The organism is Actinoalloteichus sp. GBA129-24, assembly GCF_001941645.1.
Classification (GTDB): domain Bacteria; phylum Actinomycetota; class Actinomycetes; order Mycobacteriales; family Pseudonocardiaceae; genus Actinoalloteichus_A; species Actinoalloteichus_A fjordicus.
In genome coordinates this window covers 1,401,130-1,418,461 of the sequence record NZ_CP016077.1, presented here as the reverse complement: position 1 = coordinate 1,418,461, position 17,332 = coordinate 1,401,130, and the positions used below count along the sequence as shown (strand labels likewise).

General features: G+C 71.4%; 15 protein-coding genes. 7 read left to right on the top strand and 8 right to left on the bottom strand.

Features of this window, described 5'->3' with window-relative positions:
* Positions 1–104: 104 nt before the first annotated feature.
* The 7 genes from UA75_RS06510 to UA75_RS06475 all read right to left on the bottom strand — a co-directional run bounded on the left by UA75_RS06510 (position 105) and on the right by UA75_RS06475 (position 7,951).
* Positions 105–1,178 carry a methyltransferase gene (locus tag UA75_RS06510; RefSeq protein WP_083682975.1) on the bottom strand — a complete coding sequence of 358 codons (1,074 nt, stop codon included), beginning with the start codon at positions 1,176–1,178 and terminating at the stop codon, positions 105–107.
* Positions 1,179–1,609: 431 nt separating this feature from the next.
* Positions 1,610–2,707, bottom strand: a complete 1,098-nt coding sequence (gene mnmA, locus UA75_RS06505; RefSeq protein ID WP_257787501.1) for a tRNA 2-thiouridine(34) synthase MnmA — start codon at positions 2,705–2,707, stop codon at positions 1,610–1,612.
* Position 2,708: 1 nt separating this feature from the next.
* Positions 2,709–4,055: a cysteine desulfurase family protein gene (locus UA75_RS06500; protein WP_083682974.1), complete on the bottom strand. Its 1,347-nt coding sequence runs from the start codon at positions 4,053–4,055 to the stop codon at positions 2,709–2,711.
* Between the two features lie 202 nt (positions 4,056–4,257).
* Positions 4,258–5,217 carry an electron transfer flavoprotein subunit alpha/FixB family protein gene (locus tag UA75_RS06495; RefSeq protein WP_075739487.1) on the bottom strand — a complete coding sequence of 320 codons (960 nt, stop codon included), beginning with the start codon at positions 5,215–5,217 and terminating at the stop codon, positions 4,258–4,260.
* A gap of 28 nt (positions 5,218–5,245) precedes the next feature.
* Complete coding sequence (locus UA75_RS06490; RefSeq protein ID WP_075739486.1) at positions 5,246–6,028, bottom strand: electron transfer flavoprotein subunit beta/FixA family protein; 783 nt, start codon at positions 6,026–6,028, stop codon at positions 5,246–5,248.
* 501 nt (positions 6,029–6,529) lie between these two features.
* Positions 6,530–6,865: a hypothetical protein gene (locus UA75_RS06485; protein ID WP_157434028.1), complete on the bottom strand. Its 336-nt coding sequence runs from the start codon at positions 6,863–6,865 to the stop codon at positions 6,530–6,532.
* Positions 6,866–7,282: 417 nt separating this feature from the next.
* Complete coding sequence (locus tag UA75_RS06475) at positions 7,283–7,951, bottom strand: TetR/AcrR family transcriptional regulator (protein WP_075739483.1); 669 nt, start codon at positions 7,949–7,951, stop codon at positions 7,283–7,285.
* A gap of 99 nt (positions 7,952–8,050) precedes the next feature.
* Between UA75_RS06475 and UA75_RS06470 the strand changes: the two genes are divergently transcribed.
* From UA75_RS06470 to UA75_RS06450, 5 genes are all read left to right on the top strand, one after another.
* Entirely contained in the window at positions 8,051–8,923 is an 873-nt protein-coding gene (locus UA75_RS06470) for an SDR family NAD(P)-dependent oxidoreductase (RefSeq protein ID WP_232251168.1), read from the top strand.
* 148 nt (positions 8,924–9,071) lie between these two features.
* Positions 9,072–9,488: a PPOX class F420-dependent oxidoreductase gene (locus UA75_RS06465; protein WP_198042946.1), complete on the top strand. Its 417-nt coding sequence runs from the start codon at positions 9,072–9,074 to the stop codon at positions 9,486–9,488.
* 72 nt (positions 9,489–9,560) lie between these two features.
* Positions 9,561–9,899, top strand: a complete 339-nt coding sequence (locus UA75_RS33730; RefSeq protein WP_075739482.1) for a hypothetical protein — start codon at positions 9,561–9,563, stop codon at positions 9,897–9,899.
* Between the two features lie 95 nt (positions 9,900–9,994).
* Entirely contained in the window at positions 9,995–10,747 is a 753-nt protein-coding gene (locus UA75_RS06455; protein WP_075739481.1) for a class I SAM-dependent methyltransferase, read from the top strand.
* Positions 10,744–12,291 (top strand): glycoside hydrolase family 57 protein, encoded by a 1,548-nt coding sequence (locus UA75_RS06450; RefSeq protein ID WP_075739480.1) that lies wholly within the window; start codon positions 10,744–10,746, stop codon positions 12,289–12,291. Before UA75_RS06455 ends, UA75_RS06450 begins: the two co-directional genes overlap by 4 nt.
* 98 nt (positions 12,292–12,389) lie before the next feature.
* Here the strand turns inward: UA75_RS06450 and UA75_RS06445 are convergent, their stop codons facing one another.
* Positions 12,390–12,605, bottom strand: a complete 216-nt coding sequence (locus tag UA75_RS06445) for a hypothetical protein (protein WP_075739479.1) — start codon at positions 12,603–12,605, stop codon at positions 12,390–12,392.
* Between the two features lie 91 nt (positions 12,606–12,696).
* Between UA75_RS06445 and UA75_RS06440 the strand changes: the two genes are divergently transcribed.
* Complete coding sequence (locus tag UA75_RS06440; RefSeq protein ID WP_075739478.1) at positions 12,697–14,010, top strand: glycosyltransferase family 4 protein; 1,314 nt, start codon at positions 12,697–12,699, stop codon at positions 14,008–14,010.
* Between the two features lie 82 nt (positions 14,011–14,092).
* The gene (locus UA75_RS06435; RefSeq protein ID WP_075739477.1) at positions 14,093–17,098 is read left to right on the top strand and encodes a BTAD domain-containing putative transcriptional regulator; all 3,006 of its coding nucleotides are present in this window, start codon (positions 14,093–14,095) and stop codon (positions 17,096–17,098) included.
* Positions 17,099–17,332: the final 234 nt, after the last annotated feature.

The window sequence follows — 17,332 nt, the reverse complement described above, 5'->3', positions numbered from 1 at the left end:
CCGTCGAATACGGCCAGGTGACGTCCCGCCGGTTCGACGGCGGCAGCTCCAGTGGCGACCAGGACGTCAGCAGACCACGGCGCGGCGCGGCGAGAGCAGGAAGATCAGGTCCGGCCTGCCGCCACCGACAGTCGCCTCGCCTCGTCGCGCTCGGCGGTCACGGGATCGACGACGAATTCGAGCAGCCCCAGCTCTCCGACGTCCCCTCGGGACCGCAGGCTCAGCCCTGCCTCGGCGGCGAGCCGCGCGAACTGATCGGCAGACCGCTCCAGACTGCCGAAGAGCAGCAGCATACGGAGGTCCATCGCGGCGAACGCGGCGTCGGCCGCCCGGCTCGGCGACTCGTCCGACCTGATCCGCTCGACCACCAGCAGCCTGCCGCCCCGGCCCGCCGCCTCGGCACAGCGACGCAGGATGGCGACCGCCTCGGCGTCCGGCCAGTCGTGCAGGACCTGCGCGAGGACGTACAGGTCACCGCCGTCGGGCAGCCGTTCGAAGAAGCTGCCCTCGACCACCGTGCAGCGATCGACGAGCCCGGCCGCCGCGAGTCGCTGCCGCGCGGCCAGCGCGGTGGCGGGCAGATCGACGAGCACGCCGCGCATCGTGGGATGGATCCGCAGCAACGTGCTGATCAGCGTCCCGTCGCCGCCGCCGACGTCGACGACCTTCGACACGCCGGACCAGTCATGCCGTTCCGCCAGCTCCTGACCCCACTCGCCTGCCAGTTCGGCGAGATAGGAGCCGAACGACTCCGACAGCGCAGGACTCGATTCGAAGTCACGCCACACGGAACAGCCGAAAGTCTTCGGATAGGCGGCCTCACCGGTGCGGATCGACTCCAGCAGACCGGAGTAGGCCGTCTCCATCCGCCCACCCGCGCCGTCCAGGTCGAGCCACTTTCGTGCGGCCCCGCCCATCATCTCGCGAGCGACCTCGGTGAGCGCGAGATCGCCTGCGGCCGATTCCACGAACACACCGCGGCACACGAGCAGACGGAGCAGCCGGGCCAACGCCACCTCGTCCGCAGAGACCCGCGCCGCCAACTCGCTCACGGTGGTGACGCCCTGGTCGACGAGTTCGGGAAGCCGCAGCGTGACGGCCACCCGAATTGCCCAAGGAGTGAGCAGATCGGCCAGGTCCGACAGGGTCTTCGGCCGATCGTGTTCGAAATCGATCACAGACAAGACTCTAACAGCGGGCTCGACACCCAAATGGCCGTATTACCTGAAGGTGTCGGAAATGATTGCCCCGCCGTGGGAATTACACCCTAAGTGAGGATTCAATGGAGCATTTTCCCATCAAGAGACAGACGGCTTAGCGCCGCTCACTCAGGCAGCCGTTCACTCGATAAGAGGGATAAACAAGCACACACGGCGACGAGTCGGGGATGCCGTTCCGCGCGGCGCCACCCGACGGCGAGATCGCGACGGAACGCCGGGCCACTCTCGACCTCGGCGTTCCCCGTCCGGCGGCGTCTTCGGCCCGCGAACCCGAGGGCGGGCGATCGGGCGCGGCCGAACCTGCCCGCGAAACCCGACCCGAGCGGCAGCGCAGCCGGACGCGACCACCGCCGGTGGTCCGCTCCGACTCCGCTTGTGCCGTCTTCGATTCAGCGCGTGGAACTGATCCGGGCGGCGCCGAGCACCAGATCACCCGAGTCGGCGTCCGGGCGGTACAGGACGGCGACCTGGCCCGGCGCCACGCCGCGCACACCCTCGTTCAGCCGCAGCCGCAGCGCATCGCCCTCTTGGTCGACGACGGCCGAGGCCGTGCCACCGTGGGCCCGGATCTGCACCACGCACTCGGCGGGGCCGCCCTCGGGGCGTCCGCCCGGCCAGACCGGCGCGTCGGTGATGATCTCCCGGACCTCCAGCCGCTCGGCGGCGCCGACCCGCACGGTGCGCGAGACCGGCTCGACCGACAGCACGTACCGAGCGCGGCCGTCCGACGCAGGCGTGCGCAGGCCGAGGCCCTTGCGCTGACCGACGGTGAAGCCGTGCACCCCGCCGTGCGTGCCGAGCACCTCGCCCGTCTCGTCATCGACCAGTGCCCCGTCGGTCGAGCCGATCCGCGAGTCGAGGAACCGGCGCGTGTCGCCGTCGGGGATGAAACAGATGTCATGGCTGTCGGGCTTCTTGGCCACCGTCAGGCCGCGCCGCTCCGCCTCGGCGCGGATCTCCGACTTGGGCGTGTCGCCGACCGGGAACATCGCGTGCCGAAGCTGGTCGCCGGTGAGCGAGGCGAGCACATAGGACTGATCCTTGTCCGCGTCCACCGCGCGCCGCAGCTCCACCCGGCCGTCGTCGTCGACGGCGAGCCGTGCGTAGTGCCCGGTGCACACGGCGTCGAAGCCGAGTCCGAGCGCCTTCTCCAGCAGTGCCTCGAACTTGATGCGCTCGTTGCATCGCATGCACGGGTTCGGCGTGCGACCTGCCGCGTACTCGGCGACGAAGTCCTCGATGACGTCCTCGGTGAACCGCTCGGCGAAGTCCCAGACGTAGAACGGGATGCCCAGCAGGTCGGCCGCGCGGCGCGCGTCGTGCGCGTCCTCGATGGTGCAGCAGCCGCGTGAGCCGGTCCGCAGCGTCCCCGGCTTCGCCGACAACGCCAGATGTACGCCGACGACGTCGTGTCCCGCCTCGACCGCCCTGGCCGCCGCCACGGCGGAGTCGACGCCGCCGCTCATCGCCGCGAGTATCCGCGCCACCTCACACCTCCGCCGACACGGTACGTGCCGAATAAGTCGAGTCTGTGGAATCGGTCGAGCCGACGGCACTGCCGTTGCCCGCCGGTCTCCCGTTGCCTGCCGGGGCGCCCGCCGAAGCAGGCGAGTCGCCGCGGCCCCCCTCGGGCCTGCGCCGCCGGAGCGCACCGCTGCCCCTCGCCCTGTCGACCACCGAGCCGATCACCGCGCCGAGTTCCAGGACGTCGTCGAGCGTGGAGGCGTGCCCGAGCGAGAAGCGCAGCGACCCCCTGGCCGCCGCACGATCCGCACCCATCGCGAGCAGCACGTGACTCGCCTCCGCGACGCCTGCGGTGCAGGCCGAGCCGGTCGAGCACTCGATCCCCTTGGCGTCCAGCAGCATCAGCAGGCCGTCGCCCTCGCAGCCGGGGAAGGTGAAGTGCGCGATGCCCGGCAGCGCCGCCGCCGACGGCGCCCCGGCGGCCGTCCGCACGCCTGCGGCCCCGTTGACCACCGCGTCGGGCACGGCGTCGAGGACCCTGGTGACGAGTTCGTCCCGCAGTCCGGTGATCCGGGCCGCCGTCTCCGTCTGCTGCGCCGCCGACTCCTCGACCGCCGCGCTCAGCGCGATCACGGCGGGCACGTCCAGCGTTCCGGAGCGGACGTCGCGTTCCTGCCCGCCGCCGTGGAGTAAGGGGGTGCAGGAGACGTCTCGGCGCAGCAGAAGCGCTCCGACACCGATCGGCCCGCCGAGCTTGTGCCCGGTGAGTGTCAACGCGCCGGCACCGCTGGCGCCGAAGTCGACCGGCAGCATCCCGACCGCCTGCACGGCGTCGGTGTGCAGCGGGACGTCGTACTCGGCCGCGATCTCGGCGAGCTGCTCGATCGGGTTGATCGTGCCGACCTCGTTGTTCGCCCACATCACCGTGACGAGGGCGACGGTCTCGGGCTCCGAGCCGATCGCGGCGCGCAGCGCGGCAGGCTCGACGCGACCCGTCTCGTCGACGGGGAGCCAGTCGACCTCGGCGCCCTCGTGATCGGCCAGCCACTGCACGGCGTCCAGCACCGCATGATGTTCGGTCGGCGAGGCGAGCACCCGGCGGCGGCGGGCATCCTGATCACGCCGCGCCCAGTAGATCCCCTTGACGGCCAGGTTGTCGCTCTCGGTGCCGCTGGCGGTGAGGATGATCTCCGAAGGGCGGGCGCCGAGGGCGGCGGCGAGCCGCTCCCGGCACTCCTCCACTCGCCGTCTGGCACGTCGTCCGGACGCATGCAACGAGGACGCGTTGCCCAGCACGGTCAACGCCTCGGTCATCGCGAGAACGGCCGATCGCCGCATCGGAGTGGTGGCCGCGTGGTCGAGGTAAGCCATGGTCTCACCAGCGTAACCGCGAGGGTCGGAAGGCGTGGCGCCGCCAGACTCTCCGTGGTTCGGCTGTGAACGGCGTCTCACTTCGTCGGCGGCGGGCATGGGCGGACGGCCCGGCCACGCCTCGGCCGAACCGTCTCGCCCAGAACCAGGCCTGGCGGGTGGATCAGCTCCGCCAGGCGTCATCCCCAGCCTGCGGGCCTGGTCAGGCCTTGCGCCGGGTGACCTCTTCCGTCAGCTGCGGCGCGACCGAGAAGAGGTCGCCCACCACACCGAAGTCGGCGATCTCGAAGATCGGCGCCTCGGCGTCCTTGTTGACCGCCACGATGGTCTTCGACGTCTGCATCCCGGCCCGGTGCTGGATGGCACCGGAGATGCCCAGCGCGATGTAGAGCTGCGGGGACACCGACTTGCCGGTCTGGCCGACCTGGAACTGACCGGGGTAGTACCCGGAGTCCACGGCGGCACGCGAGGCGCCGACCGCGGCACCGAGGACGTCGGCGAGCTGCTCGACGACGGCGAAGCTCTCGGCACTGCCGACACCGCGACCGCCTGCGACGACCACCGACGCATCGGTCAGCTCGGGGCGGTCGCCACCCACGACCGGCTCCTGGCCGGTGATGCGGGTGATGAGCCTGGCGTCTCGCTCGGGGACCTCGACGGACTCCTCGGCCGCAGCACCCTCGGCGGCCTCGGCCTCCACCGCGCCGGGACGGACGCTGAGCACGGGGACGCCGGTGGTGACCTTGGACTTCACCACGTAGGCGCCGCCGAAGGCCGCCTGAGTGGCGACGCCGTCCGCATCGACGCCGTCGATCTCCACCAGCACACCGGAGCCGGTGCGCACGGCCAGCCGACCGGCGATCTCCTTACCGGTGATCGACGCGCTGACCAGTACCGCAGCAGGTGCGGACCGCTCGATGAGCACCGCCAGCGCATCCACCGAGGGGGTGATGAGCTGGGTGTCGGCGGCGCCCGACTCGGCGGCGTAGACCTTCGCCGCGCCGTAGCCTGCCAGCGCCTGACCGGCCTTGGCGGCGACGCCGGGAGCGCCGACCACGACGGCGGAGGGCTCACCGAGCCCGCGCGCCAGGGTCAGCAGTTCGAAGGTGCTCTTCTTGACCTCGCCGTCGGCGTGGTCGACGAGGACCAGGACCTCGGACATGACGTTGCCTTCCTCTCGTCGTCAGCCGTCAGATGAGCTTCTGGCCGACCAGGTACTCGGCGATCTGCGTGCCGCCTTGTCCCTCGTCCTCCACGCGCTCGCCCGCGCCGCGCGGCGGCTTGGGTGCGGACTCCACGACGGTGGTCCAGGAGCCGCCCAGGCCCACCTCGGCCGGGTCGATGCCGAGATCGGCCAGCGTCAGCGTGGTCGTCGGCTTCTTCTTCGCCGCCATGATCCCCTTGAACGAGGGGTAGCGAGGCTCGTTGATCTTCTCGCCGACGCTCACCAGCGCGGGCAGCTCCGCCTCGAGGTGCGTGATGCCCTCGTCGGTCTCCCGCTCCACCCGGATGGTCTGCCCGTCGATCTCGACCTTGCGGGCGTGGGTGAGCTGCGGCAGGCCGAGCAGTTCGGCCAGCATCGCGGGCACGGCGCCGCCACGGCCGTCGGTGGCCTCGTTGCCCGCCACGACCAGGTCGACGTCGGCCACGGTGCCGATCGCCTTGGCCAGCACCGTCGCGGTCCGGATCATGTCCGTCCCGTGCAGGGCTGCATCCGAGACGTGCACGGCCTTGTGCGCGCCCATCGCCAAGCCCTTGCGCAGTGCCTCGGTGGCGCGGTCCGGTCCCATGGACAGGACGGTGACCTCCCCGCCGTGGGCCTCCTGGAGGAGCAGCGCCTCCTCGACGGCACGTTCGTTGATCTCGTCGATCACCGCGTCCGCCGAGTCACGGTCCAACGTGTGGTCGGCGTCGTTGAGCTTGCGCTCGGAGTAGGTGTCGGGCACCTGCTTTACCAGCACGACAATGTTCATGGGTCCTCGTCGACCTCCTGCGGAATCGGGGTTCGCCCGGCGGATCATCGCCATGACCCTGCCAGGTCCATGCCCCAGCGGCACGGTGGTGTCAGCCACAACCGACACCAATGTTACTTGCGAGTAGCCTCTCCCGACCCGCAGCGGACGACAACCGCCGGGTGACCGTCGTCACCCGGCGATCGAAGAACCGCCCACGGCGGGAAGACCTGCTCGAGAGAGGATCGCGCACTCCGACCGACGCCCGCGCGGCGCACCCGAGGAGCGGCGGCGCCCGGCGCCCTTCCGGCGACGCGAGGCAACCGCTTGCCGACGCTGAGTAGCCGAGATCGGCGGCCTCTTCTAATCTCGGACGTGCTCGATTCCGCTTGTCGAAGCCCAGCCGAAAGGCAGTCGATCACATGCTTGTGTGCGCCACCTGCAACGGGACCGGGACCGTGATCGACAGAGATCGCAGGCCGGTCGAATGCCCGTTCTGCCAGGGGACGGGCAGCAACTGACTCAGTAGAAGTCCGCATCGCCCTCGTCGCCGTTCCACGGCGCCTGCGGCGGGGTCTCGTAGACGTGATCCCTGGCCCATTGGGCACATCGACCGCAGCGCGCCACGATCGGGTCAAGATCGCTGGCCGCGGGGACCATCACCCGACCACAGACCGGGACGTAACCCGCAGGATTAGCGGGCTGGCCGATCTGCGAGGCCTTGATCCCGTGCTGAACCGGTTGGTCGAGTGCACGCACCCACCACAACGGATACTCGGTCTGGCTCGGGCGAGCTCGACGTTGCCATTCCACGGTCTCGCCCGACCGCCCGAGCCATCGTCGAAGCCCATCGAACATCGCGGCCATCATCCCCCCGATCTGTGAGCAGGCTAACAAGCGGGATTCCTCGGGGAGACGGGAACCGAGGCGCCCGACGATCTCGATCGAGTGTCATTCGGGCGACGAAAGAGTGGGTGGGAATCGGAAAGCGACCAGTGCTCGCCGATCTCGGCGCTTCTTCTCGGGACGAGGACCGCCTCTTCCGGATTCGTCGCTCTCCCGCCGCCTCAGGTCTGCGATGTTCCGCTGCGGGCGCCGTCCGGAACGACCGCCTGCCGTGGTCGCCTGCCGGGGCCGGCTCGCAGGCGACGGGCGGGCGAGGGAGTTCGCCCACCTGGGACCGGCGTCCGGCGCCGTCTCGACGCGGCGCGGGACCGACTTCGCTGCGGCTCAGGGCGGCGGCGGGTCGGCGGCGGTGACCATCCGGCCGGGCGACTACTCGGCCTCGGCGACGTCCGGGCCGTAGGCATGGAGGAAGGTGCGGACCGCCGTCCGCGCAACGGCCGACAGCTCCGCGTCGGGGAGACGACGAGTACCCAGCCTGGCCCGGCCCTCCAACGGCCCGGTGAGCAGTGCGCTGAACTGCTCGGCGGCCTCGACGGGGTCGCATCGGCGCAGCCTGCCTGCAAGGGAGAGCCTGGCCAGCCGATCGGCCAGCGCATCGGTCACTCGGTCGGTGGCACGGCCCCGGACGATGTCGATCAGGTCGGGGAACTGGGCGAGTTCGGCGTAGAGCAGCCTGCGCAGCGCCCAGGAACGATCGTCGCAGTAGCAGCGGACCAGGTGTTCGCCGACGTCCTCCAACAGCACGCGGACGTCGTCACCGTGGTCGAGCAGTCGCTCGACGGCGGCAAGGTTCTGTGCCATCGCTCGATCGGCGTCGGCGGCGATCGCCGCCCGGAAGAGGCTCTCCTTGTCGCCGAAGTGGTTGTAGACGGTCGGCTTCGCCACCCCCGCCTCGGCCGCGATCACACTCACGCCTGCGTGGGCATACCCCTCACGGGCGAACACCGTGAACGCGGCCGCCAGGATCGCCTGCCGCTTGTCGATGCGTCCCCGTGCGGCGCCGTGCCCCGACGCGGCCGAGGTCGTCGCTCCGGTCACGCCGAAACCTTAGCGTCGGCGACGACTGACTGAACCATCGAGTTCATCCTGATGAACCGCCGCACGCCCTCCGCGCCTCAATCCGGCTATAGTGAACTCGTGAGTTCATTTTTACAAACCGACGGGTACATTGGTGCCTCGGCCGCCAAGACGCTCGTCGTCACCGGCGGCACGGACGGCCTCGGCAGGGCGGTCGCACTCCACTACCTGGCCAGGGGAGCGGAGGTCGTGATCATCGGCCGGGACGCGGCGAAGGGCGCGGCGCTGCTCGCCGAGGCCGCGCGGCGCGGCGCACCGGGTCGTGCGCACTTCATCGCCGCAGACCTGAGCCTCATCGCGGAGACCAGGAGCGCGATCGAGGAGGTCCGCTCGCTGGTCGACTCGATCGACGCGCTGGTGTTGTGCGCGCGGCACTTCCACTCGACGAGGACGGTCACCACAGAGGGCTTCGAGAGCAACCTCGCCCTGTTCTATCTGAGCCGGTTCGTGACGAGCCACGACATGGTCGACCTGCTCGACGCGGCGCCCGAACCGGTGATCCTCAACGTGGCGGGCCCGACCGGCACCGGCGCCGCCGAGATCCGCTGGGACGACCTCGGTCTGGAACACGGTTACGACGGCAGGACGGCGATGCAGCACGGCGGCCCGCTCAACGACCTGCTCGGCGTCGGATTCACGCTGCGCCAGCCGACGTCGAAGGTGCGCTACGTGCTCCTGCACCCCGGCATCGTCGACACTGGATTCTCCGGGCAGTACGACGCGGCGGACGCGGCCCACGTCGCCGCGATCCGCGACATCGCCGCACCGGTCGAGCAGGCCGTCCGCCCGATCCTCGCCGTCCTGGACGAGCCGCCCGCCGCGCCGCTCAGCGCCGTCGTCCAGGGCGTGCCGATCAGCATCGAAGGACCGGCGTTCGACGTCGAGGACGCGAAACGGCTCTACGCCGAGACCGAGCGGCTGCTGTCGCGATGACCGCCGCCTTCGTAGCAGCGGGCCGCCGTTCGGTGCAGGCAGTCGCACCCGACGCGCCGCCCTCCCCCCGTCTCGGACCGTTCCCCCGAACGCCCGCCCGCCCCGCCCGGTCGCGTAGGCCGCGGCTCCCCCGATCTGGAGAACCGACATGATGCAGCCCGTGACGCAGGAGAGCCTGCGCCGCCTGCTGGACACGCCCGTCTTCGGGATCGTCGCGACGATCCAGCCCGACGGCACCGCGCAGCAGTCCGTGGTCTGGGTCGGCCGTGACGGCGACGACGTGCTCTTCTTTCTCGCCGTCGACAGCCGCAAGGCGAAGAACCTCCGTCACGATCCTCGGGTGAGCGTGCTGCTGAACCCCGCCGACGCCCCGCACACCTACGCGGTGATCCGAGGCATCGCGACCTTCGAACCGGACCGCACCCGCGCGCTGCGCGACGAGCTGGCGACGAAGTACGTCGGCGTCCCCTACGCGGAGCACGTCGCGCGGACGCCGACGGCCTCCTACGAGGGCGCGATGACGACCGTGCGGGTGACTCCGGACAAGATCCTCGGGCGTCTCTGAGTCACTCACTCGGCACCCTGCCGGGCCGCGCCCCGCGTCGCACCGAGGGCGGCCCGGCAGGCCGACGGAAAGGTGTCGTCTGGGTCCGGCCCGGGCCCGCCACCCGGCCAGGCGACCCGCGATGACGAGCGAACCGACGACCTCGCGCTGTTCCGCTCGACGTATCTGCCGTCCCTCGTCTCGGAAGAGGTGCTCGCGGACAACCACCGGCCGCTGTCCTACCGAAGCCTGATACCGCTGGCACACGATGCGCGCAGGCCGATGTTTGATCTGCGTGCCGCCGACGGAGCCATCGGCAGCACGCAGAGCTACGTGCAGAAGTGCCTCCGCGACTTCAAGCAGTTGGCCAGGACCCTCGTCGCGCGGGTGGAGGAGGTCACCGGACGGCCCGTCGGCATCCAGAGCGAATGACGTTTCCACGACAGGACATGGCCGACCCGGAGTCTCACTCACCGCCGGGGGAACTGCCCACCCTCGCCCCCGCCGCAGCCGGATAGGGTGCGGCGATGTCCGCCGATCACGCCCTCGTGTCGCTACCGCTCACCGGGGAGCGCACTCTGCCGGGCATCGCCAGGGAGAACTACTGGTTCCGTCGTCATGAGGCGGCGTATCTCGCTCTGCTGCCGCACTGTCGTGGGGCCCGGGTGCTGGACGCGGGCTGCGGGGAGGGTTACGGCGCCGCCATGCTGGCCTCGGTGGCCGAAGTGGTCGTGGCCGTGGACCTCGACGCCCCGGCCGTCGCGCACGTCGGGCGGGCCTATCCCGGGGTCGGTGCCGTGCGGGCGGAGCTGACCACGCTGCCCGTCGCGACGGCGAGTGTGGACGTCGTGGCGAACCTCCAGGTCATCGAGCACCTGTGGGATCAGACCGCGTTCCTGGCCGAATGTCGCCGGGTGCTGCGACCGGGCGGACTGCTGCTGCTCACCACGCCGAACCGACTGACGTTCTCGCCGGACGGCACCACGAACCCCTTCCACACCCGCGAGCTCGACCCTGCCGAGCTGGCCGAACTGCTGTCGGACGCCGGTCTCGTCGTGGACCGGCTCGCGGGCCTGCGACACGGCCCCGCTCTACACGAGCGGGAGCGACGCCGGGGCGGCTCGCTGATCGAGGAGCAGATCCGGCTGGCGGTCGAGGGGCGGGACTGGCCTGCCGAGCTGGCCGCCGAGGTCGACGCCGTGCGCGCCGAGGACTTCGTCATCACCGACACCGACGTGGACACCAGCCTGGATCTCGTGGCCGTGGGACGGCGACCGTGACCGGCATCCGGTCCGGCGAACCACTCGGCGAGTTCAGTCTCGTCCTGCACACCCACCTGCCGTGGCTGGCCCGGCACGGCAGCTGGCCGGTCGGCGAGGAATGGCTCTACCAGGCGTGGGCCGACTCCTATCTGCCGCTGGTGGAGCTGCTGGAGCGGCTGGCCACAGCGGGGCTCCGCGACCAGCTCGCGCTCGGCCTCACCCCGGTGCTCGCCGCCCAGCTGGACGATCCGTACAGCCTGCGCGGTCTGCACGACTGGCTCGGCAACCGGGTGCTGCGCACCAGACACGCGGCCGTCCGCTGGCAGCAGGGCAGGCCCGAGCTGCGCGAACTGGCTGCCGCCGAGCATCGACGCGCGACCCGAGCCCTGGAGCTGTTCGAGACCCGCTGGCGGCACGGCGCCTCGCCGTTGCTGCGGCCGCTGGTCGACGCAGGCGTGCTCGAGCTGCTGGGCGGTCCCGCGACGCATCCGTTCCAACCACTCCTGCACCCCCGACTGCGGGCCGAGGCCCTGCGGGTGGGGCTGGCCGACGGGGCACTGCGCCTCGGCAGTCGGAGCACTGGGATCTGGGCGCCGGAATGCGGCTTCGACCCCGGTATGGAGACCGGCTACGCCGACGCCGGGGTGACGCACTTCCTCGTCGACTCCCCCGCGCTGGCGGGCCGCACCTCGGCGGCGCGGCCGGTGTGGGGCTCCGACGTCGTCTGCTTCGGCCGGGACGGCGAGATCGCCGAGCGGGTGTGGTCGCCGAAGGTCGGTTATCCGGGTCACCCCGCCTATCGGGACTTCCACACCTACGACCATCCGACCGGGCTCAAGCCCGCCAGGGTCACCGGTCGCACCGTCGCACCGGAGGACAAGCAGCCCTATCGGCCCGATCTCGCGGCGGCGGCGGTGGCGGAGCATGTCGCGGACTTCGTCGACGCGGTCGTCACGCGGCTGCGGGAGCACCGCGACTCGGACGGCCGACCCGGCCTGGTGGTCGCGGCCTTCGACACCGAGCTGTTCGGTCACTGGTGGCACGAGGGCCCTGCCTGGCTGGCGGGCGTCCTGCGTGCTCTGCCCGAGGCCGGGGTCACGGTGACCACGCCCCGCCGCGTGCTCGCCGCAGGCCGGGTCGGCACTCCGGTGGAGCTGCCCGCCTCGTCCTGGGGCGCGGGCAAGGACTGGCGGGTGTGGAATGGCCCCGCCGTGGCGGACCTGGTGGCGACCAATGAGCGCCTCCAGCATCGGCTGCTCGCCGTGGTCGACGGGCACCGCTTCGGCGCGGGGCGGGATCGGGTGCTCGACCAGCTCTGGCAGGAGGCCCTGCTGGCCTGCTCCAGCGACTGGGCCTTCATGGTCACCCGCGACTCGGCGGCCGACTACGCGCGGGCCCGTGCGGCCGAGCACACCGCCGCGTTCGACCGGTTGGCCGACCTGCTGGCGGCGGGCGACCGTGCCGCGGCCGAGACGGAGGCGGGCAGGCTGCGGGTGATCGACGCGCCCTTCGGCGGACTGGACGCGCGCGGTCTGCTTCGCGGGCGCGGCACGGCACGCTGATCAGGCGGTTTCCGAATGAACCCGACCCGACCACGGTTCCGGCCCGCATCGCCACGCAGGCAGGAACCGTGGTCGGCAGGCTCGATGCCCGGCCGCGATCACAAGACGCCGGTGCCCTGGGTGGACTGATCCACGCTGTAGTGCGAGCCCTCGGCCTGCCTGGCCGCGCGCATCCCCTTGACGTCGACGGGGCGGACGGCCGCCGGAGTGTCCGGCGCGGACCGTGCTCGCAACCGGTCCTTGACGACGATGCCCACCACGCTGACGACCAGGAAGACCGCCAGCGCCAGCAGCACCCATCCGAACGGCTCCATGTCGACTCCCCCAGTCAAGTCAGCTCGCTACCACCGTGGTTCCACCGTACCGACCGGGTGATCCTGAACGTGGGTTTGCGAGGATCTGTGGATGCGGGTCCTGATGTTGTCCTGGGAGTACCCACCGGTGGTGGTCGGCGGGCTCGGCAGGCACGTCCATGCCCTGGCGGAGCAGCTGGCCGCGCAGGGACACGAGGTGATCCTGCTGTGCAGACAGCCCACCGGCACCGACGCGAGCACTCATCCGACCGAGGTGGAGAACAGGGCGAAGGTACGGGTAGTGCGCGTCGCCGAGGACCCGGCCCACCTGTCCTTCGAACACGACCTGGTGGCCTGGACCCTGGCGATGGGCCACGCGATGGTCCGGGCCGGACACGCGCTGCTGCGCGGCTGGCGACCCGACGTGGTGCACGCGCATGACTGGCTGGTGGCTCATCCCGCCATCGCGCTGGCCGAGGCCGCCGAGGTGCCGCTGGTCACGACGCTGCACGCGACCGAGGCCGGTCGCCACAGCGGCTGGCTGTCTCAGCCGCTCAACCAGCAAATCCACTCCATCGAGTGGTGGCTGGCCAATCGGGCCGATCAGCTGATCACCTGCTCCGTCGCGATGCGCCACGAGGCGGCCCAGCTCTTCGACGTCGAGCCTGCCGAGATCGCCGTGCTGCACAACGGGATCAGCCCGAACCCCTGGCGAGTGTCACCCGCCAAGGTGGCCGAGGCGCGGGCCTCGGTGCAGGCGAAGGACGCCCCGCTGCTGTTGTTCTTCGGCCGGATCGAATGGGAGAAGGGCGCGCAGGACGCCGTGGCCGCGCTGCCCGCGATCCGCCGCAGTCATCCCGGAGCAGTGTTGGCAATCGCCGGTCAGGGCGGCTACCAGGACCGACTCGTCGACGAGGCTCGCAGACACCGGGTACGCCGGGCCGTGCGACTCACCGGCCAGCTGCCCGATCAGGAGCTGGCCGCGCTGCTGGCCGCCGCCGACGTCGTGGTGCTGCCCAGCCGATACGAGCCCTTCGGCATCGTGGCGCTGGAGGCGGCGGCAGCGGGTGCCCCGCTGGTGGCGTCCACTGCGGGCGGCCTCGGCGAGGTGGTTCGCGACGGCGAGACGGGGTTGTCCTTCGCACCCGGCGACGTCGCGGGGCTGACGGCCGGGGTGCGTCGAGTGCTGGCCGATCCCGCGAGTGCGGCCCGGCGGGCCTCGGCCGCACGAGACCGGCTGAGCACCGACTTCGCCTGGCCCGCCATCGCCGCCGCGACGGCGGACGTCTACGCCGCCAGCGCGCTCACCCTCGCGGCCGCACGCCCCAGGCCTGCCTCGCCGCCGCAGGTCGATCATCCGGGGGCGGATCGGGGACGGGACCTGCCCCGACCCAAGATTCCCTCTGGCAACCTGTTGCTCGGGTGACGCACGGCCGTAGACCAACACCCTGCGTCACGACGGTTACGCGGCCGATGGTCGTCGATCGACGACGGTGCGAGGATGAGCCGTGCGCTACCGACTGCTCGGCCCGCTGGAGTTCCGCACGGGCGTCGAGTGGGTCAGTCCTGGCTCACCCCAGCAGCGACTGACTCTCGCCGTCCTGTTGCTGCACGCACCCCACACCGTCTCCTCCGCAGCCCTGCTCGGCGAGCTGTGGCCGGAGCAGCCACCCCAGGACGGCGCGGCGGCCGTACGGCGCGACGTCGACGAGGTCCGCGGGCTCCTCGCCGAGCACGGCGGCGATCCGATCCGCCAGGACCAGGACGGATACCGCATCGACCTCGGTCCCGACGACGTGGACGTCACCGTGTTCACCGCCGACGTCGACGCGGGCGTTCAGGCGATGCGCTCCGGGCATTTCCGGGAGGCGATCGACTCCTTCGATCGGGCGAGGACCCTGTGGCGCGACACCCCGTTCTCCGACGTGCCCGCCTCGCCGCTGATCCTCGCCGAGCGCCCCCGCGTGCTGGCGACGATGCGACGATGCCAGCTCGGCCTGATCGACGCGCGGCTGGCCACCGGCGATCTCGGCGAACTCGGCGGTGAGATCGACGCCGAGCTGACGAGGCACCCGCTCAGCGAGGACCTGTGGATTCGCAAGGCACTGCTGTGCAACCAGCTCGGCAGCCGCGCCGACGCGATGGACGTCTTTCATCAGGCGCACGCGACCCTGGCCACCGAGCTCGGGATCGAGCCTGGCGAGGAGATGCGACGGGTCTATGTCGGCGTCCTCGACGGCGAGCCGCCCGCCGCGCTGCTGCGCATCCTGGGGGTGAGCGCCCCGACGTCGGCGGTGAGCGCTGCGCCTGCCGTGCCGCCGCGTCCCGACGCCTTCCTCTCCGAGCTGCCGCCCGTCTCGCCCTATTTCGAAGGGCGGGCCGAGGAGATCGCCGTCCTCGGCGACCTGTTGGACACCACCGATCCTCGGGCCGCCACGGTGGTGACGGTCAACGGAATGGCAGGCTCGGGGAAGACCACACTGGCCGTGCGCGGATGTCGAGCCGCGGCCGAGCAGTATCCGGACGGGCAGCTCTTCATCGACCTGCGTGGGCATTCCGGCGACGAGCCGTTGAGCCCGCTCGCCGCCGTGGGCCGGGTCCTGTACGCGCTGGGCGTGTCGGGCGAGGAGATACCCGGTGAACTCCACGCGGCGACCGCCCGCTACCGCGCGATCTCGGCGGGCCGACGGCTGCTGATCCTCGCCGACGACGCCAGGGACGCGGCGCAGGTGAGCCCGCTGGTGCCGGACAGTGCGGGCTCCCGGCTGGTCGTCACCAGTCGAGGCAGACTCGACGGGCTCGCGGCGCCGAACGGTGTCCGGACCGTGCCGCTAGACCCGCTGGCCGAACCCGATGCGCGGACCCTGCTGACCGAGGTCATCGGGCCGGAGTCGGCGGATCGCCCTGATCTGCTGGACACACTGGTCCGGCTCGGGGGCGGGCTGCCGTTGTCGCTGCGCATCCTGGGGGCGCAGCTGCGGCAGGCCCCGGAACGACGCTTCGCGGAACTGACGGATCGGCTGGCGTCCGGCAGGCTGCTGACGGCCCTGGAGATCCAGGGTGATCCAGCAGCGTCCGTCCGCACCGTCCTGGATCAGTCGTATGCGACGCTGCCCGAGGAGACCCGTCGGTCGTTTCGGTGGTTGAGCTGGCTGCCAGGCCCGGAGATCGACGCGCGAGCGGCGGCCGTGGTCCTCGACGGGGACGTCGAGAGCGCCGACCGACTGCTGGCCCGGCTCGACGCAGATCAGCTTCTCCAGCAGCACGGTGCCGGGCGCTATCGCCTGCATGACGCGGTCCGCGAGTTCGCGGAGGAACGCAGCGACCACGAGGACTCGGAGCGGGATCGGTCGGTCGCGGTGCGCCGGGTGCTGCGCTGGCAGCTGGGCCGGGCCTGGACGGCGATCGGACAGGACCGCGCGTTCTGCCCGACAGGCCTCGACGAGGAGCTGGCCGACTTCGACCCGGCCGCCTTCGCCCTGCCTGCGGGCTGGACCACGCTGCGGTGGTGGGACCTCGAACGCGCCACCATCGCCGCAGCGGCCAGAACCGCGATGCATCGGGGCCTCCACCGGGTCTGCTGGATGCTCAGCTACTGCCTCACCAGCTATCTCCAGCAGCGGCTTCGCCTCACCGAGTGGCAGGAGACCTCGGAACTGGGCACCTCGGCGGCGCAGGCCGCCGACGATCGGGAGGGCCGGGCCTGGCTGAAGAACGCCGAGGGAAAGCTGCTCGCCCAGCTCCATCGGCTGCCCGAGTCGATCGAGGCCCTGACCGAGAGCGTGCGGACCTTCGGCGAACTGGGCCATGTCGAGGCGGAGCTGATGGTCGTCGGCAACCTCGGGATCGTGCACTCGCTGCACGGAGACGACGCGCTCGGCGTGGAGCTGCTGGAACGGGCGGTGGCGCAGAGCGAACAGCTCGACGCACCACAGCGCCTGCACGTCGGACTGAACAACCTGACCATGGGCTATCTCCAGACCGGTCGCGCCGACGAGGCCGTCGCCACCGGCAGGCGCAGCCTGGAGGTGCTGGTCGGCCTGGACTACCCCCTGTTGAACGATGACCGCGGGCGGGCCCTGGACTCGCTCGGGCAGGCCTATCGACGCGCGGGACTGCTCCATGAGGCGGTGCGGGCGCATGCGGCGGCGCTGCGGGACTTCGAGATCGCGGACAACTCCGTCGACCGGATCGTGTGCCTGCACAACCTCGGCGAATGCCAACGACTGCTCGGCAACCACGACAGCGCGGTGGCGATGTTCTCCCTCGCGCTGGACTACCAGCGCATCGCCGACGACGACTGGAGCATCGCCCGCGCCCTCGGCAGGCTCGGCACGGAGCTGATCGAGGCGGGCCGGGCCTGGGAGGCTCGCGCGCCCCTCACCGAGGCGGCCGAACTGCTGCGCAGGCTCGACGTCGGCCGCGCCGACGAGCTCACCAGGCTGGTGAGCACCGGCGATCTCGCGGGCCGGGCGGACGCCCTCGCCGAACTGTTCGCGGTCCGGCGGTCCTGATCGGGGCTGGCCGGCCGGTTCAGGGCGCAGGCCCGCGATTCGAGAGGTCGGTTCACGATCTCGCCGGTCGCCTCGGGGCTGCTCGCGCACGGCGCCGACGGCGGGCGCTCGTCCGTACCTGCCGCACGCCTGGTCGGCAGGCTACGAGTGGGCGGCGAGGCGTTCGGGCCTGCGGGGCCGTGTCCTGGTCACCAGGAGCGGCTGTTCGTGCCGAGCCGGGCGGCAGGACACGCG

Excerpts from the sequence above, each read along its gene's own strand:
- UA75_RS06500 (WP_083682974.1), bottom strand. The coding sequence starts at position 4,055 with ATGGCTTACCTCGACCACGCGGCCACCACTCCGATGCGGCGATCGGCC.
- UA75_RS06495 (WP_075739487.1), bottom strand. The coding sequence starts at position 5,217 with ATGTCCGAGGTCCTGGTCCTCGTCGACCACGCCGACGGCGAGGTCAAG.
- UA75_RS06490 (WP_075739486.1), bottom strand. The coding sequence starts at position 6,028 with ATGAACATTGTCGTGCTGGTAAAGCAGGTGCCCGACACCTACTCCGAG.
- UA75_RS06485 (WP_157434028.1), bottom strand. The coding sequence starts at position 6,865 with ATGTTCGATGGGCTTCGACGATGGCTCGGGCGGTCGGGCGAGACCGTG.
- UA75_RS06465 (WP_198042946.1), top strand. The coding sequence starts at position 9,072 with ATGATGCAGCCCGTGACGCAGGAGAGCCTGCGCCGCCTGCTGGACACG.
- UA75_RS06455 (WP_075739481.1), top strand. The coding sequence starts at position 9,995 with ATGTCCGCCGATCACGCCCTCGTGTCGCTACCGCTCACCGGGGAGCGC.
- UA75_RS06445 (WP_075739479.1), bottom strand. The coding sequence starts at position 12,605 with ATGGAGCCGTTCGGATGGGTGCTGCTGGCGCTGGCGGTCTTCCTGGTC.
- UA75_RS06440 (WP_075739478.1), top strand. The coding sequence starts at position 12,697 with ATGCGGGTCCTGATGTTGTCCTGGGAGTACCCACCGGTGGTGGTCGGC.